At 67.1% G+C, this 21,534-nt stretch carries 17 protein-coding genes; 16 read left to right on the forward strand and 1 reads right to left on the reverse strand.

The window, feature by feature from the left end:
- The 9 genes from WCE05_RS11590 to WCE05_RS11630 all read left to right on the forward strand — a co-directional run bounded on the left by WCE05_RS11590 (position 1) and on the right by WCE05_RS11630 (position 10,998).
- Positions 1-1,011 carry a polysaccharide deacetylase family protein gene (locus WCE05_RS11590; RefSeq protein ID WP_225787951.1) on the forward strand — a complete coding sequence of 337 codons (1,011 nt, stop codon included), beginning with the start codon at positions 1-3 and terminating at the stop codon, positions 1,009-1,011.
- Positions 1,008-2,312, forward strand: a complete 1,305-nt coding sequence (locus tag WCE05_RS11595) for an oligosaccharide flippase family protein (protein WP_253081383.1) — start codon at positions 1,008-1,010, stop codon at positions 2,310-2,312. The genes WCE05_RS11590 and WCE05_RS11595 overlap by 4 nt, the downstream gene beginning before the upstream one ends.
- Positions 2,309-4,243 (forward strand): hypothetical protein, encoded by a 1,935-nt coding sequence (locus WCE05_RS11600; protein WP_368815958.1) that lies wholly within the window; start codon positions 2,309-2,311, stop codon positions 4,241-4,243. Before WCE05_RS11595 ends, WCE05_RS11600 begins: the two co-directional genes overlap by 4 nt.
- 34 nt (positions 4,244-4,277) lie before the next feature.
- A complete protein-coding gene (locus WCE05_RS11605; protein ID WP_253081382.1) occupies positions 4,278-4,967 on the forward strand; it encodes a GNAT family N-acetyltransferase in 690 nt (229 codons plus the stop codon).
- 3 nt (positions 4,968-4,970) lie between these two features.
- Positions 4,971-6,137, forward strand: a complete 1,167-nt coding sequence (locus WCE05_RS11610) for a GNAT family N-acetyltransferase (protein WP_225787955.1) — start codon at positions 4,971-4,973, stop codon at positions 6,135-6,137.
- Complete coding sequence (locus tag WCE05_RS11615) at positions 6,109-6,909, forward strand: ChbG/HpnK family deacetylase (protein ID WP_225787956.1); 801 nt, start codon at positions 6,109-6,111, stop codon at positions 6,907-6,909. Before WCE05_RS11610 ends, WCE05_RS11615 begins: the two co-directional genes overlap by 29 nt.
- A 108-nt stretch (positions 6,910-7,017) precedes the next feature.
- Positions 7,018-7,533, forward strand: a complete 516-nt coding sequence (locus WCE05_RS11620; protein ID WP_225787957.1) for a sigma-70 family RNA polymerase sigma factor — start codon at positions 7,018-7,020, stop codon at positions 7,531-7,533.
- Positions 7,530-8,465 carry a DUF4880 domain-containing protein gene (locus WCE05_RS11625; RefSeq protein WP_225787958.1) on the forward strand — a complete coding sequence of 312 codons (936 nt, stop codon included), beginning with the start codon at positions 7,530-7,532 and terminating at the stop codon, positions 8,463-8,465. The genes WCE05_RS11620 and WCE05_RS11625 overlap by 4 nt, the downstream gene beginning before the upstream one ends.
- A gap of 106 nt (positions 8,466-8,571) precedes the next feature.
- Positions 8,572-10,998: a TonB-dependent siderophore receptor gene (locus tag WCE05_RS11630; protein WP_368815959.1), complete on the forward strand. Its 2,427-nt coding sequence runs from the start codon at positions 8,572-8,574 to the stop codon at positions 10,996-10,998.
- Here WCE05_RS11630 and WCE05_RS11635 read toward each other — a convergent pair.
- On the reverse strand, positions 10,986-13,205 hold the full coding sequence (locus tag WCE05_RS11635; RefSeq protein ID WP_368815960.1) for a putative bifunctional diguanylate cyclase/phosphodiesterase: 2,220 nt from the start codon (positions 13,203-13,205) through the stop codon (positions 10,986-10,988). The genes WCE05_RS11630 and WCE05_RS11635 overlap by 13 nt on opposite strands.
- A 139-nt stretch (positions 13,206-13,344) precedes the next feature.
- Between WCE05_RS11635 and WCE05_RS11640 the strand changes: the two genes are divergently transcribed.
- The 7 genes from WCE05_RS11640 to WCE05_RS11670 all read left to right on the forward strand — a co-directional run.
- Positions 13,345-14,964: an NADP-dependent glyceraldehyde-3-phosphate dehydrogenase gene (locus tag WCE05_RS11640; RefSeq protein WP_253081379.1), complete on the forward strand. Its 1,620-nt coding sequence runs from the start codon at positions 13,345-13,347 to the stop codon at positions 14,962-14,964.
- Between the two features lie 184 nt (positions 14,965-15,148).
- Complete coding sequence (locus WCE05_RS11645) at positions 15,149-15,616, forward strand: VOC family protein (RefSeq protein ID WP_253081378.1); 468 nt, start codon at positions 15,149-15,151, stop codon at positions 15,614-15,616.
- A gap of 84 nt (positions 15,617-15,700) precedes the next feature.
- Positions 15,701-16,888 (forward strand): hypothetical protein, encoded by a 1,188-nt coding sequence (locus tag WCE05_RS11650; protein WP_253090848.1) that lies wholly within the window; start codon positions 15,701-15,703, stop codon positions 16,886-16,888.
- Positions 16,889-17,382: 494 nt separating this feature from the next.
- Positions 17,383-19,488, forward strand: coding sequence for a type VI secretion system Vgr family protein (locus WCE05_RS11655; RefSeq protein ID WP_368815961.1), 2,106 nt, complete (start codon positions 17,383-17,385; stop codon positions 19,486-19,488).
- Positions 19,485-20,060 (forward strand): DUF4123 domain-containing protein, encoded by a 576-nt coding sequence (locus WCE05_RS11660; protein WP_253081813.1) that lies wholly within the window; start codon positions 19,485-19,487, stop codon positions 20,058-20,060. Before WCE05_RS11655 ends, WCE05_RS11660 begins: the two co-directional genes overlap by 4 nt.
- Positions 20,057-20,899, forward strand: coding sequence for a hypothetical protein (locus WCE05_RS11665; protein ID WP_253081814.1), 843 nt, complete (start codon positions 20,057-20,059; stop codon positions 20,897-20,899). Before WCE05_RS11660 ends, WCE05_RS11665 begins: the two co-directional genes overlap by 4 nt.
- A partial coding sequence (locus tag WCE05_RS11670) for a hypothetical protein (RefSeq protein ID WP_368815962.1) occupies positions 20,892-21,534 on the forward strand: 643 nt, incomplete at its 3' end. The genes WCE05_RS11665 and WCE05_RS11670, both read left to right, overlap by 8 nt.

Raw genomic sequence — 21,534 nt, forward strand, 5'->3', positions numbered from 1 at the left:
ATGCCGATCAAGACCACTCTCAAGCGTGCCGGCGGTTGGCTGTACCTGAACTCGCCCAAGGGCCGCAGCCAGCTGCGCGGCGCCGGGGTCATCCTGATGCTGCACCGGGTGCTGCCCGACGACGCGAGCGCGGCCCTGCCCCATCGCAATGAACTGTGCGTCGGACCGCAGGCCTTCGAGTGCCTGCTGCGCTGGTTGCCACGGCACTTCGACTGCGTGCACCTGATGGACCTGCTCAAGGCCCATGAACACCCCCGTGGCACACAACGGCCCAAGGTCGCCCTGACCTTCGACGACGGCTGGCGCGACAATGCCCTGCATGCCTTTCCACTGCTGCAACGGCACCAGGTGCCGGCGAGCATCTTCCTGTCCACCGACTACATCGGCAGCCGCCAGCGCTTCTGGTGGGAGAGCCTGGGCGAGACCCTGTGGGGCAGCCATGGCGAGGCGCCGCGCCAGGCCCTGATCGAACAACTGCGCAAGGTCGGCCGGCCAGTGCCGGCGGCCTATTTCATCCATGAGCGCCCCCATGCCCGCAGCCAGGTGCTGGCCGGCTACCTGCAAAGCCTGAAGTCGCTCGCCCCACAGGCACTGTGCCTGCTGACCGACGCCTGCCCGGCCGAGTCGCAGCCCCAGGCCCTGGACTGGCGCCAGGTGCGCCAGTTGGAAAGCACCGGGCTGATCCGCTTCGGCCCCCACGGTGCCAGCCACGCGCTGCTGCCGGGGCTCGACGACCAGCGCCTGGACGAGGAGCTGAGCCGCAGCCACCAGGCCTTGCAGCAAGGCTGCACGCAGCCGCTGCCGGTGTACTGCTACCCCAATGGCGACCATGACGCCCGGGTTCGCGCGCGCCTGGCAGCGCACCGCTACCCCTATGCCCTGAGCACCCGCGCCGGGATCTGCCAGGGGCATGACGACCCGCTGGCCCTGCCACGCATCGGGGTCAGCCAGCGCACCGCCAGCCGGCCTTCGCTGCTGGCCTGGCGCATCAGCCGCGGAGGCACGGCATGAACCGCAACAGCTACCTGCGCCACATGCTGCTGAGCATGGGCACCAAAGTGGCGATGATCGCCCTGCGCCTGCTGCGCAACGTGTTGCTGGCGCGCATCCTCGGCCCCAGCGAACGTGGCCTGTTCGCCCTGCTCAGCACCCTGCCCGACCTGATCAGCGCGTTCACCAGCGGTGGGCTGAACACCGCGGTCGGCTACCAGGCGGCCCAGCAACGCAGCCTGGGCCTGCTGCTCAGCCAGGTGCTGGTCTACGGTTGCCTGATCGCCGGGGCGCTGACCCTGGTGTGCGTGGCCCTGGCGCGGACCTTCGGCACCGAGCTCGAGGCCACCGCCCAGCTCGGCCTGCTGGCCTGGCTGCTGCTGTTGGCGGTGCCGCTGACGGTGCTCAAGAGCGGCCTGTTGACCCTGCACAACAGCACCGGCGGCGTCGGCGCCTTCAACGCCCTGCGCCTGACCGAGTCGCTGGTGCCCTTGCTGCTGTTCGTCGGGTTGTTCTGGATGTGGCACGACGCGGCCCTGGAGGCGGCGCTGATCAGTTGGCTTGGCGGCCTGGGCCTGGTGGCGCTGCTGGGTCTGTACTGGCTCGGCCGCCAGCACTCGATCCGCCTGCGCTGGGACTTCCGCGGCCAGCGCGAACTGCTCGCCTACAGCGCCAGGAGCCACCCGGACGTGCTGTTCCAGCAGATGATCCTGCGCTCGGACTACCTGTTCATCGGCGCCCTGCTCGGCAGCACCGCCCTGGGCCACTACGCCATGGCCAGCGCGGCCGCCGAACTGCTGCTGATCGTCCCCGAGGCGGTCACCACGCCCTTGATGAAACGCCTGCTGCAGCAGGATGCCGGCATGGAGCGACTGACCCCGCTGGCCCTGCGCCTGACCGCCACGGTGATGCTCGGCGCCTGCCTGGGCATGGCGCTGATCGGCGAGTGGCTGATCGTCACCCTGTTCGGTGCCGAGTACCAGCCGGCCTACCCGGCCCTGCTCGCCCTGCTGCCGGGGCTGCTGGGGTTGTGCTACGCGAGCATCCTGCGCCTGGACCTGCTGGGCAAGAACCGCCCCGGCACGGTGTCGTTGCTGATGGGCCTGGGGGCGGCGCTCAACCTGGTGCTCAATGTGGTGCTGATCCCCACTTTCGGCATCGTCGGCGCCGCGCTGGCCTCGTCCATCGCCTACCTGGCAGTGACGGTGGCGATGCTGGTGCTGTACTGCCGGCTCAGCGGCGTTCCCCTGTGGCAGACCTTGCTGGTGCTGCCCAGCGACCTGGCGCCGCTGCGCCAGATGCTGCAACGGAGGCCGGCATGAAGCACCTGGCCCTGTTGCTCGCCAGCCTGACGTTGGGCACTGCCGCGCAGGCGGCACCGCTGTCGTGGGGCGATATCCGCGATGGCAGCCTCTACCTGCTCGCGCCCCGCGGCGACACCCTGGACATCCGCTGGCGACCGGCCTGGCAGGCCGAGGCCAACCATGAACGGCTCTACCTGCTCGACGGCCAGGGCCAGTTGCAGGCCGAGCGCCACATCCCCCCCGAGCAGGCCCGCGGCCACCAGCGCTGGCCGCTGCCTGCCAGCGACAACGCCTACCGCCTGGAGATCCCCGGCTACAGCTTCCGCCGCTACCGAGTCGAGTACAGCGACGGCACCCGCGCCCTGTTCGCCCCGGCCAAGGTGCACTTCAGCGCCGAAGTGGGGCCGGGTGTGACGCTGTTCTTCCAGGTGCCGGCCGGTGTGCAGGCCACCCTGGCCGGCAAGTACCACGGTGGCGTGCGCGGCCTGCAGGTGCAGCGCCTGGGCGACGAGCGGCAACTGGAGCTGACGCTCAAGCCCTACCGCGCCTACTGGCAATTCGACCAACTGGCACTGCCGGTATCCAGCACCGCGCAAACCTACCGCCTGCACTTGCAAGGCCGGGGCAAGGCGGCGTTCTGGCTCGACGGCAGCGCCAACCTGTTCGCCCAGCGCGCCGCAGACCTCGGCCCACTGCCGAGCGCCGAGGGCAAGGTCGCCCTGCGCCTGGGCGGCAGGGTGCTGGGCCCGACGCCCAGCCTGGGCGTCAACCTGCCCTACGTGATGCCGCCCCCTTCCAGCCATGCGGTGCTCGATGCCTTGCAGCCCCGGGCCGCCGGCTACTACAGCCTGCTCGACCTGCTGGCGCGCAAGCCGAACTACGAAAACGACTTCCGGCGCTTCTACCAGCAGCGCTACCCGATCACGCAGGACATCACCCTGCTCTCGGGCACCGGACGGCGCTCGGTGCTGGCTGCCGACCGCACCAGCGACGATGGCCTGGACGCCTGGCTCACCGCCACCCGCGAGCTGGGCGGCAAGGCCTTGCATTACCTGGCGTTTGCCGACGAGCCGAACCTCAACTACAGCGACTACGCCAGCTACCGGCGCTACTTCCAGGCCATGCTCGAGCGCGTCCAGCGCTTCCCCGGTGCCCGCGAGGCCGGGGTGCGCATCGCCATGCCGGCCAGCTCGAACCTGGTCAACGGGCCATTCCACGAAGGCAGCCGCCAGCGCATCGGCCTGGACTGGTCGCGGCGCCTGCTCGCCGAACACGACGCGCAGATCGACGCGCTGGCCTGGCACGAGTGGATGGTCCGCGACCTGCTGGCCACCCGCAGCTACCGCGACAGCGTGCGCCAGGCCGCCGCACTGGTTGGCCTGGACGACCAGGGCCGGCCGCGCAAGGCGCTGCTGCTGGACCAGACCAACATGTCCAGCGGCTCCAGCCTGAGCCGCTACGACCAGGACACCCACTACGCCAGCCTGTGGTGGGCCTCGGTGGTGGTCAACGCCTCGGCCGATGGCCTGCTCGACATGCTCAACTGGTTCCATGTGGCCGACGAGCCGGAGTGGCCCAAGGGCATGGTCCGCGTGCTCGGCGAGGACCACTTCGAACTCAAGCCGGTGGGGCTCGCCCAGCAGTTCATCCAGCGTCACTGGCTAACCCAGGTGCTGAGCCTGGACAACGACGCCTTCGAAGTCGATGCCCTGGCCATGGCCGAAGGCCGCCAGCGCAGCCTGCTAGGCGTCAACAAAGCCGAGCGCGTGCAGCAGGTGGGCCTGACCCTGGCCGGGACACCGGCGCGCCGCGAGTGCCCGCAAGGCCAGTTGCAACTGTTCGGCCCCGACAGCCAGGCCCGGCAGGCCGCCTTCACCTGCCACGACGGCACCCTGCACTTTCAACTGCCAGGGCAGACGCTGTTCGCCCTGACCTGGAGCGCGCCATGAGGCGCGCCTCGACCTGCAGCCATCAGGAGGCACCATGCACGTACTGAGCAAACTCCAGGACCGCATCAAGCGCAAGGGACTGCGCGACACACTGGCGAGCGCCTTCCGGCACTACGTCTTCTACCATTGGGAACTGCTGTGGATGGAGCGCGACCTGGAGACCCCGGTGCCACCGCACCGGCTCAAACCCTACCCGCCCCTGCGCGTGGAGACGATCACTGCGAACAACGTACAGGCCTTTGCCCGGCACTTCGGCGACCGGGTCGAGACCATGCGCGAGCTGGCCGCCGAGGGCCACACCGGGCTGATGTTCCTCGACGACGACGGCGATGCCGTGGCCTTCATCTGGGGCAGCCCGCGGCACTACCACGACCGGCACTTCTATGGCTGCTGGTTCCCGGTGGGGCCCGGCGAATTCTTCGAGTTCGGCGGCGAGCTGATCCGCAAGTACTGGGGCACCGAGCTCTCCGTGGACCTGCAACTGGCCCTGTGGAAGGCCATGGCCGCCCAAGGCTGCAACAAGGTGGTGGACGTGTGCGAGCAACACAACATCCCGGCGCTGAAGCTACACCTGCGCATGGGCTACCAGGAGCAAGGACGAATCATGAACGTGTACTGCCTGTTCGGCCGCTGGAAGTTCTTTCGCGAAACCCGTTACCAGGCGTCGCGCCTGGAGCCCCTGCGCAAGCCGGTGCCCGAGGGCACCACGGCCACGGCGTCCTGAGCCATGGGCCTGGACCTGAGCTGGTGCGCCTCGCTGTGCACCGACGACTTTCCCGCCGCCGGCTACGAGGCGCTGCGCCGCCGCCTGCCCGGCAGCACGCCATTCAACCACCTGGGCTGGCTGCGCGCCGCCGAGGCCGCCCTGCAGCCAGGCCAGCAGTTGCAGGTGTTGCTGGGGCATCAGGACGGCCGGCTGTGCCTGTGCCTGCCCCTGGTGCGCCAGCGCGAACCCTTCGGCCCCCTGAACGTGCCGGTGGTGCGGCACCTGGGCCATCCACTGAGCGACCGCATCGCCCTGCTCGTCGACCTGCCCGAGCGTTGCGCCAGGCAGGTGCTGCAGGTCATCCGCAAGCGCCTGCCCCACGCCCTGCTGCAGCTTGGCGAAGTCCCCGGCGAGGACGGCGACGACTGGTTGCGCCAATGGGCCATGGCCAGCTCGACCTACGAACGGCGCCTGACCTGCAAGGTACCGGTGCACCGCATCAGCGAGGCCGACCGCCAGGAGGTCAGCGGCGACCCGCGCTACAAACTGCGCCGCGCGCGCAAGCGCATCAAGGCCTGCGGCGCCCTGGTGCGGCGGGTCCTGGCCACGCCGCAAGACATCGTCGCGCTGCTCGACGCCGTGAGCGCCGTCGAGGCGGCCAGCTGGAAAGGCGACGACGAGGTCGGCATCTTCTCCGGCGACACGCGCCGCCAGTGGATGTACCAGGCCTTCACCGCCCTGGCTGCCGAAGGCCTGGTGTGCCTGGTGCTGCTGGAGCTGGACGGGCGCTGCATCAGCTATCGCCTGGGCTTGCTGGAGCGTGGCCGGGTCTACGACTACAACCTGGCCTTCGTCCCCGAGCATCGCGACCTGGGCAGCGGCCGCGTGCTGCTGGAGGAGTGGATCCACTGGGGCCTGGAAGACGGCTGGACCTGGGTCGATGCCTCGCGCGTGAGCCTCGAGAACTCCAGCCACCAGCTCCACGAACGCATGACAGGCCAACTCGAACAGTGGCGCATCAGTTGCTACAGCTGGCGCCTCGACGGTATCGCCCTGGGCCTGGCCCTGCGCTGCTGGCAGTGGCTCAAGCCACGCCTGCGCAAGCGCGCGGCCACGGCCGCGGGCGATGTTGTCCCCCATCCCCCACAGGAGAGCCCGGATGCCATCCCAGGTCATAGTCAACGCTGACGACTTCGGCCTCAGCGCCCACACCAACGCCGTGATCCTGCATGCCTTCCAGGCGGGCCTGATCAGTTCGGCCACGGCCATGGCCAACATGCCCGCCTTCGCCGGTGCCTGCGTGCTGGCCCAGCAACCAGCGCTCAAGGGGCGGATCGGGCTGCACTTCAACCTGACCTATGGGCGGCCGTTGAGCCAGGCGATCCTCGCCGAACAACGGTTCTGCGCCCCTCATGGGGAGTTCGACCTGCGCCTGAAGCGCCGCACGCTGCGGTTGTCCCGCAGCGAACGCGAAGCGGTCGAGCAGGAGCTGCAGGCCCAGTGGCAGCACTGCCTGGACCACGGCCTGGTGCCCAGCCACCTGGACTCGCACCAGCACGTGCACAACATCTGGCCGATCGGCGAGCTCGTCGCCCGCTTCGCCCGCCAGCAAGGCGTACCGGTGCGCCTGGCGCGCAACCTGGGGCACAACATCGGCCCGTTGAAACGGCTGTTCAAGACGCTGCTCAACAGGCGCTTGCGCCAGCTCAGCGGGGCGACCGCGGACTATGTCTGCACGCCCGTGGACCTGAAGGCGGGGCTGGCGCCCAAGGCGGGGGTGCTGGAGGTGGTGGCGCATCCCAGCGCCCTGGGCGGCCATGACTTCGGCGATGCCTACCTGGCCAGCGGCGAGTCGTTGAAGGCCCTGGTCGACTCGCAGTTGGGCGCGGTCGGCAGGATCGGCTACCAGGCGCTGGTCCCGGGCAAGAAACCTTGCCCCAGCGAAGTCGAACCGGCTTGAAACCCTGCCGGCGCGTCCCCGGTCGGCAGGCCGGGGGCGTCGGGATATTGTCTGATGGGCGGGAATAAATAATAATCCTTCTCATTTCATGTCATACCTGCCTCGCCCATGTCGTCACCGGATACCTCCTCCCTGCGCCAGCACGTCCTGCATCGCCTGTTCGGCGAGCATCACGGCTGGCTGCTCGGGCGCCTGCGGGCCCACCTGGGTTGCCGCCACGACGCGGCAGACATGGCCGCCGAAGCGTTCGTCCAAGTGGTTGCCCATCCCGCGCCACACAGCATCCGCGAACCCCGTGCGTTCCTCACCACCATCGCCAAGCGCCTGGTCTATGCCAGCTGGCGCCGGCGCGACCTGGAACGCGCCTACCTCGAGGCCCTGGCGCAGGAACCCGAGGCGACCGCGCCCTCGGCCGAGGAACGGGCGCTGGCGATGGAAACGCTGCTGGCCATCGACGCCTTGCTCGACGGCCTGTCGCCCAGGGCGCGCGCGGCGTTCTTCTGCAGCCAGCTCGACGGCATGAAGTACGCCGACATCGCTGCGCAGCTTGGCGTCTCGACCATCCGTGTTCGGCAGTACGTAGCCAAGGGGCTCAAGCTGTGCTGCCAGGAGCTGCTGTCGTGAGCAAGGCCATCGAACAGGCCATCGAATGGACCGCCTGCCTGGGCTCCGGCGAGGTGTCCCCACGCGAGCAGCAGGCCTTCGAGGCCTGGCTGGCCGCCGATCCGGCCCATGTCCGGGCCTGGACACGGGTCCAGGGCCATCTGGCGCTGACCCTGACGCCCCTGGCCGAGGGCGGGCCTGCACTGCGCCAGACCTTGCAGTCGGCGCCCAGCCTCGACCGCCGCCACTTGCTGCGTGGCGCCTTGGCCATGGCCGGGCTCGGCCTGGGCAGCTACCTGCTGGGCAAGACCGACCTGGCGCAGGAACTGGCTGCCGACCTGCGCAGCGGCACCGCCGAGCGGCTCGCCCGCACCCTCCCCGACGGCAGCCGGCTGCTGCTCGATGCCTGCAGTGCCGCCGACCTGCACTTCGATGCCCAGGCCCGCGAGGTCCGCCTGCGCAAGGGCAAGCTGCAGTTGCAGGTCGTCGCGGGCGCCCGGCCGTTCACCGTGCGCACCCCGGACGGCCAGGTGCAGACGACGGATGCCCGTTTCACGGTTGCCCTGCAGGCGCAGGCGAGCCGGGTGTGGGTACAGGCCTCCAGCGTCGCCATTCGCACCCTGGGCGGCGCCGAGGCGACGCTCGGCGAGGGGCATGGCGTGCGCTTCGATGTCGCCGGTATCCAGCGCCTGGCCGAGCATCGACGCGGCGAGAGCAGTTGGACCGGCGGCTGGCTCAGCGTCGATGACTGGAGCCTGGGCGAGCTGGTCGAGGCCTTGCGGCCCTACCGCCGGGGCATCCTGAGAATCGCCCCGCAGGCCGCTGATTTGCGGGTATCGGGCCTGTTCCCCCTGGATGACAGCGACGGCGCCCTGCGCGCCCTGGAGCAGACCATGCCGCTGAGGATCGAACAGACCTTGGGCTGGTGGACCCGCATCGAGTTGCGGGGTTAGCCAGATCAATTTTTTTCATCTCCCTATATCGCTTTCGCGCTCTCGTCACACATAGGTCCTGAAGCCGCACGAAAAACGCGGACCCGACCGACCTATGGAGCCCTTCATGCCCCCACGCCACCCCTTCCTGCTCGCCCCGCTCTGCCTGGCACTGGCCTGTTGCCTGCCGGTGGGCGTCGCCTGCGCCCAACCCCAGGCCGACAGCCGCCAGCAGACCTGGACATTCGACCTGCCCGCCGCCTCGCTGGCCACCACCCTCGATCAGGTCGCCCGGCAGAGCGGGCGCACCATCGTCTATGCGCCGGAACGGGTACGCGGCTTCTTTGCACCGGCCATCCAGGGCCACATGACCGCCGAGCAAGCCATCGCCGGTGCCCTCTCCGGCACCGGCCTGGTGCTGCAGGTCACCCCCGGCGGCATCCTGACCCTGGACCGGCAACGCACCGACCAGGTCAACCTCGGCGAAGTCATGATCGACGCCACGGCCGCCGAACAGGCCTGGGGGCCGGTCAGCGGCTACGTGGCCACGCGCAGCGCCACCGGCACCAAGAGCGACAGTGCGCTGCTCGAGGTCCCGCAGACGGTCAACGTGGTCACCCGTGACCAGATGCAGGCCCAGGGCGCGCAGAACGTCACCGAGGCCGTGCGCTACACCCCCGGGGTGGTCGCCTCCTTCGGCGACAGCGACAGCCGCAACGACGTCCTGCAGAGCCGTGGCTTCTTCCTGCGCTACAACCTCAACGGCTCGCGCCTGCCCTACGGTGCCTACAGCGCCGCGATGATGCGCATCGAGCCCTATGGCCTGGAACGCATCGAAGTGCTCAAGGGCCCGGCCTCGGTGCTCTACGGCCAGAACACCCCCGGCGGGCTGGCCAACCTGGTCAGCAAGCGCCCGACCTTCTCGCCCGTGCACGAGATCCAGCTACAGGCCGGCAGCAACGACCGCACCCAGGGCGCCTTCGACTTCGGCGACGGCCTGGACGACGACGGTACCCTCGCCTACCGCCTGACCGGCCTGCTGCGTGACAGCCAGGGCGAAGTCGACCACGGCTACGACAAGCGCGAGTTCATCGCACCGGCCCTCACCTGGCAGCCCAGCGAAGACACCCGCCTGACGCTGCTGAGCCACTACCAGAAAGACCGCAGCATCTCCGACTACGTCGCCTTGCCGGCCGACGCCAGCCTGCACGCCGGCGCCAACGGCCGCCTGCCGCGCAGCCGCTACCTGGGCGAGCCCGGCTTCGACGGCTACGAGCGCGAGCAGTTCTCCCTGGGCTACCTGCTCGAGCACCGCCTGAACGACGTCTGGAGCCTGCAGCAGAACCTGCAGGTCAACCGCGTGCAGATCGACAACAGCGCCAGCCCCGGCTACCTGCTCAGCGCCGACGGCCGGGAACTCAGCCGTGTCGCCACCCGTGGCGAAGGCCAGGCGCGCAGCGTCACCGTCGATACCTTCGCCCAGGCCGACTTCACCACCGGCCGCCTCGGTCATCGCTTCCTGGCAGGCGTGGACTATCTCTCCCTGACCGACGAATACCAGTTCGCCTCGGGGCTCTACACCACCCCGCTGGACATCTACGCGCCGCGCTACGGCCAGGCGGTGCCCGAGCTGATTCCCCGGATCGACTACCACCAGCAGCGCGAACAGACCGGCCTGTACCTGCAGGACCAGATCCGCCTGGACAACTGGCTGTTGACCCTCGGCGCCCGCCAGGACTGGGTCTCGACCCGCACCGAAAGCGGCCTGGCCGGCGAGAACCGCAGCAAGCAGCGCGAAGACAAGCCGACCGGCCGCATCGGCCTGGCCTACCTGTTCGACAACGGCCTGGCGCCGTACCTGAGCTATTCGACCTCGTTCGAGCCGCTGGACGGCACCGACTTCTCCGGGCGCCCCTTCACGCCGATGACCGGCGAGCAGTACGAGGTGGGCGTGAAGTACCAACCGCCAGGCAGCAACGCGTTCGTGACGCTTTCGGCCTTCGAGCTGACCCAGGAGAACATCACCACGCCCGACCCAGACCCCACCCACGCCGGCTTCAACGTGCAGACCGGCGAGGCACGAGTGCGCGGCCTGGAACTGGACGCCAAGGCCAGCCTGCACGAGCGCCTGGACCTGCTGGCCTCCTATGCCTACATGGATTCGCGCGTCACCAAGGCCAATACCGCAGTCGACGGCAGCAGCCTGAAGGGCAACGAACTGGTCCAGGTACCTGCGCACCAGGCCTCGCTGTGGCTCGACCACACCCTGGGCGACGGCCTGTTGCAGGGCGCCGGGATAGGCTTCGGCGCACGCTACATGAGCAAGGCCTACGGCGATGCGGCCAACACCCTGGAAATGCCGGGCCGCACCCTGTTCGATGCCAGCCTGCACTACGACCTGGGCAAGGCCGATGGCCGCCTGGATGGCGCCGACCTACGCCTGAGCGCCAACAACCTGTTCGACAAACGCTACGTGGCGTTCTGCCAGAACGCCCTGCAGTGCTACTACGGCCAGCGCCGGACACTGCTGGCCACCTTGACCTACCGCTGGTAGTCGAGCAGCCAGCGCTGCAACGCCTGGGCCGGCATCGGCCGGCCCAGCAAAAAGCCCTGCCCCTGGTCGCAGCCGGCATGCCGCAGGAAGTCGTACTGGGCCTGGGTCTCGATGCCCTCGGCGGTGATGCGAAAGCCCAGGGCATGGCCCAGGTCGATGATCGCCCGGGCGACGGCTACCGCGTCGTCGTCATCGGGCAGGTCCTTGATGAAGGCACGGTCGATCTTCAGGTGGTCGATGGGCAAGGCGCGCAGGTAGGCCAACGACGAGTAGCCGGTGCCGAAGTCGTCCACCGCCGTGGTCACCCCCATCGCCTGCAACCGGGCCAGCACCGCGCAGGCCTGCTGCTGGCTCTCCATCAACAGGCTCTCGGTGATTTCCACCTCCAGCAGATGCGGCGCCAGGTCATGGCGCGCCAGGGCCGTGGCCAGGCTGCTGACGAAGTCGCTGCGCTCGATCTGCAGGGCCGCCACGTTGACCGCCAGCGGGCCAGGCAGGCAGTCCTCGGCCCGCCAGGCTGCCAGTTGCGCGCACGCCAGCTCCAGGACCCGCTCCCCCAGGGGGATGATCAGTCCGGTGCGCTCGGCCAGGGGAATGAACGCCCCCGGCGACACCAGACCGTGCTCCGGGTCGCGCCAACGCAGCAATGCCTCGATCCCTTCCAGGCGCCCGCTGAACAGGTCGACCTTGGGCTGGTACCACAGCTCGAACTCGTTGTGCTGCAAGGCCCGGCGCAGGTTGCGTTCCAGCTCCAGGCGCTGCTGCAGGCGCTCGGTCATGTCGGGATGATAGGGGCGCCAGGCGTTGCGCCCACTCTCCTTGGCCACGTACATGGCGGTGTCGGCATGGCGCAACAGGCTGTCGACGTCCTCGCCATGCCGCGGGCACCAGGCCAGGCCGATGCTGCCGGTGACCAACGCGGCATTGCCGTTGAGATCGAAGGGCCGTTGCAGGCAGTGCAACAGGGCACGGACCTGGTGGCTGACCTGCTCCTGGCTGCCCTGGAGCATGAACACGAACTCGTCGCCGCCCAGCCGGCAGACCCGGTCCGGGGTGTCCAACTCCTGCAGGAAACGCGCCGTGGCCTGCTGCAGCAACAGGTCGCCCATGGCATGGCCAAGGCTGTCGTTGACCTGCTTGAAGCCATCGATATCGAGCATCAGCACCGCCAGGCCCTCGCCTTGGGCGATCGCCTGGGCCAGCTGTTGCTGGAACAGCACCCGGTTGGGCAAACCGGTGATGGTGTCGTAGTGGGCCAGGCGTTCGAAGCGTGCCTGGGACTGGCGCAGCTCGCGGTTGCGCTGTTGCAGCAGGCGATGATTGCCGCTGAGCTGGGCGACGAACAGGCTGAACAGCCCGGTGCAGCCCAAGGCGAAGAAGAACAGCGGCGAAGCGAACAGGCCCAGGGTCGGCCAGCCATCGCGGGGCGCGGCCACCAGTTGCCAGTGCCCGCCCGGCACCTCGACCGTCTGGCTCAGCAAGGGGTCGTCGAACAGCCGCGCATCGCCCCAGATCAGCGCCCCGTCGGCGCCCTTGCCATCGCCTCCGCGCACGGCCAGCTGGATCTGCAGCTCCGGCCCCAGGCCTGCCGCCCACAACAGGCGGTCGGTATCGGCGACGATCGACACATTGCCCCAGTAGAGTTTCACCCCACGCTTGCCGGTGATGAACACCGGGCGCCGGTAGATCAGCGCCCGGCCGCCCTGGTACAGCTGGACCGGCCCGGCCAGCACCGCCTGCTGGTGTTCGCGGGCCGACTGCAGCAGGGGGAACTGGTCCGGTAGGTGGCGGTAGTCCAGGCCCATGATCGCCTGGTTGCCCTCCAGCGGATAGACATCGCGGACCACGTCCGCCGGTGCCAGGGCGACATGGCGCATGTAGGGTACCGAGTCGAGCGCGCCACGGGCCATGCCGTGGAAGTGCCCGACGCTGATGCGGCCATCGGCGGCGATCAACTGGGCGATGCCCTCGGCCTCGCCGAATGCCGCGCGCAGCTGTGCCTCCAGGGCGGCACGCACGCCAGAGAGGCGTGCGCTGAGATTGGCCAGTTGCTCGCTCTCCCGGCGCTGCTGGTCCAGGTGCCCGAGCAGCGCCGACAGGCCGATGCCCACCAGGGCGAAGCCGACCGGTAGCAGGCGACCGAGGGTACGCCGCAATGTCCCTTTTGCAGGCGCCGGTTCATCGAGGGGGGTAGGGAGGGTTCTCATGGGCGGCGGCCGAGGTCTATTCATCCTGTATCGGCGCAGGGGCGCCAATGTTGAGCCAGACTGGTGTTTTTCTTCACCAGGGTGCATGCTCGCAAGCTGAAGCGTTTCACCCCCCAAGAAAAAGTGAGGTGCAGTACCCATGGACCGTCTGCTCGATTCGCTGTTTCCCGAAGCCTGTGACATCCCCGAGGCCTGGCGCCTGGGCGAGCCCCTGGAGCAACGCGACTACCTGGTCGCCGGCCAGCTCAGGCGCTGGGACGGCCCGCTGGCCACGGTACGCAGTCCAGTGTGGATCAAGGACGGCGATGGCGAACACCAGGTGGTGCTCGGCAGTGCTCCGTTGCTCGATGCCGAGACCGCCCTCACCGCCCTGGACGCCGCGGTCGAGGCCTACGACAAGGGTCGCGGCGCCTGGCCGACGATGCGCGTGGCCGAGCGTATCCAGCATGTCGAAGCCTTCCTGGCGCGCATGCGCGAGCAGCGCGAGGCGGTGGTCAAGCTGCTGATGTGGGAGATCGGCAAGAACCTCAAGGACTCGCAGAAGGAATTCGACCGTACCTGCGACTACATCGTCGACACCATCGACGCCCTCAAGGACCTCGACCGCCGCTCCAGCCGCTTCGAGCTGGAACAGGGCACCCTCGGCCAGATCCGCCGCGCGCCCCTGGGCGTGGCGCTGTGCATGGGGCCCTACAACTACCCGCTCAACGAAACCTTCACCACCCTGATCCCGGCGCTGATCATGGGCAATACCGTGGTGTTCAAGCCAGCCAAGTTCGGTGTGCTGCTGATCCGCCCCTTGCTGGAGGCGTTCCGCGACAGCTTCCCGCCAGGGGTGATCAATGTCATCTATGGCCGTGGCCGCGAGACGGTGAGCGCCCTGATGGCCAGCGGCAAGATCGACGTGTTCGCCTTCATCGGCACCCACAAGGCGGCCAGCGACCTGAAGAAGCTGCACCCGCGCCCGCACCGCCTGCGTGCCGCCCTGGGGCTCGATGCCAAGAACCCGGGGATCGTCCTGCCCCAGGTCGACCTGGACAACGCGGTCGAGGAAGCGGTCACCGGTGCCCTGTCGTTCAATGGCCAGCGCTGCACCGCGCTGAAGATCCTGTTCGTCCACGAGGATGTGGTCGAGCCGTTCCTCGACAAGTTCCAGCGCAAGCTCGCCGCCCTCGAGCCGGGCATGCCCTGGGAGCCAGGCGTGGCCCTGACGCCGCTGCCCGAGCCTGGCAAGGTCGACTACCTCGACGGCCTGGTGGCCGACGCCACCGCCAAGGGCGCGCGAGTGCTCAACCCGGGCGGCGGCCACAGCCGCGGCTCGTTCTTCTACCCGGCCCTGCTCTACCCGGTCGGCAGCGACATGCGCGTGTACCATGAGGAGCAGTTCGGCCCGGTCGTGCCGGTGGTGCCCTACCGCGACCTGCAGACGGTGATCGACTACGTGCTCGACTCCGACTATGGCCAGCAGTTGAGCCTGTTCGGCAACGACCCGCACACCATCGGCATGCTGGTGGACACCTTCGCCAACCAGGTCGGGCGCATCAACCTCAACGCCCAGTGCCAGCGCGGGCCGGACACCTACCCGTTCAACGGCCGCAAGAACAGCGCCGAAGGCACGCTGTCGGTGCACGACGCCCTGCGAGTGTTCTCCATCCGCACCCTGGTGGCGACCAAGTTCCAGGACGCCAACAAGGCACTGATCAGCGAGATCATCCGCAACCGTCAGTCGAGTTTCCTGACGACCGACTACATTTTCTAGCCGGGCCAGCTGGGGCGTATAGCAGCCCCAGCATTCTTTCCAACAATGTAACTGACGACTAGAACGCAAAGACCTTGAAGGCACCGCCACTAATGGGGAAATGACATTTGCGTATTCGGCGAAACTGTACAAGCATACAGTTTCGTCTCATGCATGAGCCCACCCCAAGAAGGAGGACCTGGCAATGGCAGTCAAACCCATCCCCGAAGGGCAACACAGCATCACCCCGTACCTGGGCATCCAGGGCGCAGCCAAGGCCATCGAGTTCTACAAGCAGGCCTTCGACGCGGTCGAGATGTTCCGTCTCGACGGCCCCGACGGCCGCATCGGCCACGCCGAGCTGAAGATCGGCGACTCCTCGCTGATGCTCGCCGACCCGTGCGACATGGAAGACGGCCTGGCCGCCAGCCAGTCGGTCTCCGGTACGGCCATCGGCCTGCACCTGTATGTCGAGGACTGCGACAAGGTCTATGCCCAGGCCGTCGCCGCCGGTGCCACCGCGGTGCGCCCGCTGCAGGACCAGTTCTATGGCGACCGCAGCGGTGTCCTCAAGGACCCATTCGGCAACCTGTGGTTCGTCTCGACCCACAAGGAAGACCTCAGCCCCGAGGAAATCCGCGCCCGTGCCGCCAAGCTGTTCGCCGGTAACTGAGCGGCAAGCTGCAAGCTGCGAGCTTCAAGTTGAATGCCGCGCGGCTTTGCTTGAAGCTTGAGGCTTGTAGCTTGGAGCTGCTTCATGCGAATCATCGAAAAGAACGCCACCCAGGTGCGCACACTGACGCCGGCCGAGGAAGAACTGCTGGCCGGTTTCGTCACCGGCACCCTCGCCGGCCCACGTCTGTTGCAGGCCAATCAATGGCTGATGAAAGTGCGCAGCGCCAACCAGTGGCTGGCCTGCGATTGCCGCAAGGATGCCGTGCCGGTGCTCAATGTCACCCTCAACGGCAACACCGGCACGCTGTTCCTGCGCAACAACCCGGACACGCCCGAACATACCCCTGGTTGCCCGTTCAGCAAGGCCGAGCGCGAGGCCACCGAGCGTGTCACCGAGGCCGTGCAACCTGCAGCCTGGCTACCGCCCGATACACCGCTGCGGCTGCTCGGTGATTTCCGCCGGGCCAGCGAAACAGCCAGCGGCTCGGCCGAGGCCAACGAGCGGCGCGAACAGCAGCGCCTGCTGTCGCTGCTGCTGACCTGGATCGAAGCCAGTGGCTTGAACGTCTACGCCACCCACCTGAAGAAAGACCTCACCGCCCAGTTCGCCGAGCTGCGCAGCGTCGCTGGCCGGTATCCGCTGCTGGAGCGGGTCCCGGCCAGCAACTACCTGGAAACCCGCCTGGACATGAAGCACATGATGATGCTCAAGTCCCGCCTGCGCGAGGCCACGGTATTCGGCAACCACCGCCGCCACGGGCTGCTGCTCGACTGTGTCGACCAGATCAAGGGGCGCAAGCTGTTCAATGCCCGCAGCGAGGACGGCTTCGACTTCCAGGGGCACCACCTGTACTGGGGCGGCAACCGGGCGACCGGCCCCTTGCTGGCCCTGGCGCTGTATTCGCCGACCAGCGCCGGCAGCCACTTCTATGAGCTGATCCATGTGGCCAGCGTACCGGTGCTGTCCCGTGGGCACCTGTTCCCGGTGTATCGCGACGAGGAACGCGAGCCGCTCAAGGCACTGGTGTCGCTGGTCGACTGGATGGCGAGCAAGGGCGTCAAGGTGCTGATGCGCCGCCCGGTGATCGGCGGCCAGGTGATGGACGAACTGGTGCTGACCTCCGACCAGGACCGGGTGCTGTCGGTGTCGCTGCTGGAGCAGCCGGCCGGGCCCGAGCCGGATGCCGAGAATTTCAAGCGCTATGCCGACTTCAAGAGCCTGGAGACCTTTCGCAAGTATGTGGCGGGGTTCTTCATGCGTGAGCGTTGAGGGGCCAGGCCGCCTCTCATTCAGGGCTGCGGAGACGAGCATCCAGCGTGATTTGACGCTCGTCGTTCCCCAGAAGCGTTTTTGTTGTTCGAGCCATCGACGCCGAGCAGTCCGATCACGAATGGACTGATCATAAAAGCAAGTTGAATCTCTATAGACCAGCTGCTCACATCAATCATGGGTAGAGTCATAAATACGTTCGCCTGCCAGTTCGCCAACCACACCGCCGGTAACGCCCCATCAATGAACTCGGGGGGCAAACATCACCGTTGTGCGAATTCCTTTTGCCTAGTGAAGCCAAACAATATAGCGATCTTGGCAACCAAGCGTTGAGTTAGGCGCACACCTACATAAATAGCGAAATCTCCCACAACAACCTAGGAATCTGCTGGCAAGACTTCTTCTTATCCACCACTTACGGTCCTTACCTTGTTTCGTTACCGAATGCTCTCTTTTCACAGCGGGTGCTCGGTAAATCTGGATAAGGATCTTCCATGTCTCACCAATCCGATCTGCGTTACAGCTTCCAGCCCCTTGTTGGCAACGCCTTGTTCGAGGTGGTGTCGTTCAAGCTCCACGAAGCCCTCAGCACACCCTTCACGTTGCACCTGGAGCTGGTCAGCTTCGACGACGATGTCGCCTTCGGCGAACTGCTCGACAAACCCGTCCTGTTCACCCTCTGGCGCGGTGAACGCCCGTTGCGCTACGTGCACGGCCTGGTCAGCAGCTTCAGCCAGGGCGAGAGCGGTTTCCACCGCACCTACTACCACGCCCTCGTCGAACCCCAACTGGCCCGCGCCAGCCTGCGCTCGAACTGGCGCATCTTCCAGCAAAAGAGCGTCCCACAGATCCTCGAACTGATGCTCAAGCGCCAGGGCATCACCCAGTTCGAGCTGGGCACCAGCTTCGAGCACCAGGTTCGCGAGTTCTGCGTCCAGGCCGGCGAGACCGACCTCGAGTTCATCGCCCGCCTGGCCGCCGAGGAAGGCTTCGTCTACCGCTTCGAGCACAGTGCCAAGCAGCACAAGCTGCTCATCACCGACCGGCTGCTGTCGCTGGGGCTGATCAGCCGAGGGGCCCGCGAGCACGACGACGAGGATGACGGCTTCTTCGAGGACGATGAACCCACCGCTCCCCACACCGTGCTGTACCTGGCCAACAGCGGCGGCGACCAACCCAGGCCCTGCCTGCGACGCCTGCGCTACAGCGAACAGGTGCGCAGCACACGCCAGGTGCAGCGCGACTACACCTTCACCAACCCTGGCTACCGCCAGGAACATGCCGCGAACGCCCCTGAGGTCATTCACCCGGCGCTGGCGTATGAACGCTTCGACTATCCCGGCCGCTACAAGCGCGATGCGGTCGGCAAGCCCTTCACCGAAACCCGCCTCACGGCCCTGCGCCATGACGCCCGTATCGCCGACGTCAAGGGCGACGACGCGCGCCTGCAACCGGGCCTGAGCTTCAACCTCGTCGGCCACCCGCGCGAAGACCTCAACGCGCACTGGCGGGTGATCCGCGTCACCCATGAGGGCAGCCAGCTCACCAGCCTCGAGGAAGAAGCGGCCGGTGCCCATCAGGGCACACGCTACGAGCAGACCGCCGTACTGGTCCCCGGCATGGCCGAGTGGCGCCCCGAGCCCCAGCCCAAGCCGCGCATCGACGGCCCGCACATGGCCACCGTGGTCGGCCCGCCCGGTGAAGAGATCTATTGCGATGAGTGGGGCCGGGTCAAGGTCAGCTTTCCCTGGGACCGGGAAAGCAAGGACAACGAGTTCAGTTCCTGCTGGGTGCGGGTATCGCAAGCCTGGGCCGGGGGTAGCTGGGGCTCGATGGCCATCCCGCGCATCGGCCAGGACGTGATCGTCCAATACGTCAATGCCGACCCCGACCAACCCATGATCACCGGGCGCACCTATTGCGGCAACCAGCTACCGCCCTACGAACTGCCCAAGCACAAGACGCGCATGACGATCAAGAGCCAGACCCACAAGGGCAAGGGGTTCAATGAACTGCGCTTCGAGGATGAGCTGGGGCAGGAGGAAGTGTTCATCCATGCGCAAAAAGACCTGAACACCAAGGTGCAGCACGATGAAACCCTCACCGTCGGCAACGACCGCAAGATTGCCACCGGCCGCGACTGCAGCTCGAGCGTTGCCCGTGACGAATCGACCACGACGGGGCGGGACCGGCGCGACCATGTCCAGCAAGACCTCTTCACCACGATCGACCGCAATGAAGTGCGTTCCATCGGCAACGCGAGCCACGACACGATCGGAACCGATCACTCCCTGAGCATCGGCGGTAACCAGTCACTCATCGTCGAAGGCGCACGCAGCGTGGAAGCCCGGACAGCCCAACGCCTGCTGACGCCGTCCTACATGCTTCAGGGTACCGAGCGCATCCATATCCGCGGCCCCAGCGGCAAGATCATCCTCGATGCCGACGGCATTACCCTGGAAGCGCCCAACATCCGCTTCAAAGGCAACGTCACCTACCTGACGCCGGTGCAAGAGCAGCTCGAAGCGATTGAAGCGGCCATCCGTGAAGGCTCTCCCCTGATCGAAGAATGCCCCTTTGCCGGTAGGGGCGACGCATGAGCCTGCATCAGCGATTGAACGATCACGCAGCAATAGGTGATGCAGGTCGCGACAGCCTGTTCCTGCTGGCCGAAGCCTCTACCACCCCAGGCTTGCTCGGCCGTCTGGAGTTCCATGCCATCGAACACCAGTGCCTTTGGTACCTGGAGCAGAATCCCGGGCTGGAAAAGCATGCGCCGATACTCTTCCCGCTGAAACCCGGTAGTGACCTGGACACGTGGCTCGGCACACTGGACGGCTCGCTCGCCTTCACCGCGTTCGAGGCCACCTTGCCACTGGAGGCACTGGCGCAGCACCTACGCCGCTTCGGCAAGGTGCAGCAAGGCAAGCAACGGTACTTTCTACGCCTTGGCGACCCGCGGTCGTTGAGCCTGTATGTGGGATCACTGGCACAACACGCCGATGCCCTGGCCAGGCTGTTCGACCATGGGCGCGTACTCAGGCTCTATTTCCATGACCCCGCAACAGACCTGGCACTCGGCGTCCAGCCATTGTTCGAGCAAGCGGAAGACGCCTGCGAGCAAGAGGGTTACCTGGCCTGGCTGCGCCCTGAGCGGGAGGGCGGCCAATGAAATTGCCACCCCTGGACCTCGATGCGCTCCACAAGGCCGCGCTGCACGCCACGAACCGCCAGTTGGCCCAGTATCTACTCGATACCCTTGGCCCCACGCTACCCCGCCTGCATACCCGCCACGCACACATCCACGCGCTGGTCGCCCAGGCGGGCAACCTGGTCTGCCACGAGGGGTACGGCAGCACCCGGGAATACAGCGTGCTGGTCCTTACTCATTTCCTCCTCGGGCTGGGCTGGTGGAACGACCTCGCCTGCCAACCGCTGTGGCCTGGCACCCAAGCTGGCGGGCTGGCCCAGGATGAGCGGCTCGGCTTGCTGGCCGAGCAGGCGATCGCCCACCGTCAGCAGCTCGAAACCCAGTTGCCCCACATGCACGACATCATCCTGGCCATGTTGGGCTGGCGTGAAGATGCCAAGGACGACGACAGGCTCTGGCATTCGATCACCCAGCTGATGGCCCTGCGCGGCCTACCTTCGGACACGCACGAGGACTGCTACTGCCAATATGAGTCGGATGCCTGCGAGCGTTATGGGCTCCGCCCTCTGCAACACAAGGAACTCAATGGCAATGAGATCCTGGCCTATCGGCATTACGGCAAGCGCCTACCACAGCCTTCCGATGACCTGAAACACCTCCCGGCACTCCCCCGCAACCAAGTGCTGCTGCACGTCCTGCTGGCGATCGCTTTCGGACGCCATTTCTACCTCAATCCGCTGTTCGCCACCTGGGTCACGTCGCTGGACGAACAGGGCTCCGCACGCCAGAGGTGCCAGGTGCTGGGCAAGCAACTGACCGCTCACCAACGCGCACTCAAGGACACACCTTCGCATGTCTGAACCCCTTTTACCCCCCGGCCTGGAAAGGCTGCGCCAGGGCGTGCGCAACGGTGCACTACCCGTGCCCCCTACCCTCTGCGTGCCCTGCTCCCTGCCCGGCGCGCTGTTCTCCCTCGACGGCAACGACGGCTGCGACCACCTGCTGGGCATCCCCTCCCGCGATGGCGTCGGCCCTGAGTGGTTCCGCCGTAACCCCTGGATCCGCGACAAGACGCGCAATCAGCGCGACACCTTCCTGCAGCGGGTCCTGGAACACGCCGGCAGCACGCTAGGCGATGCCTGGCTCGCCGAGTTCCATGCCTTCGCCGCCACCGAAAAGCTTGAACTGGTGTGCGTCGATGACCAGTTGCAACTGGACGACCTGGCGCCGCCAGTGCTCGACCACATGGGCGTGCGCACCCACCAGGGGCTGGGCTTCGAGCTGCAGCGCAACTTCTTCTTCAGCGATCACAAGATCTACTTCGCCACCTTCACCCACGCCCGCTGGGCCGAGGCGCCGCGCGAGGAGTACACCGACGAGAACGGCGAGCATCGGATCAGCCCGCCCTATACCTGGCATACCCCCACCGGGCTGTACCCCGTCGAACTGGCCAGCGAGCAACTGGCCCGCCACTTCGCCGAGGCCAAGGCCAGGT

The sequence above is a fragment of the Pseudomonas sp. I2 genome, from assembly GCF_040984075.1.
GTDB lineage: Bacteria > Pseudomonadota > Gammaproteobacteria > Pseudomonadales > Pseudomonadaceae > Aquipseudomonas > Aquipseudomonas guariconensis_B.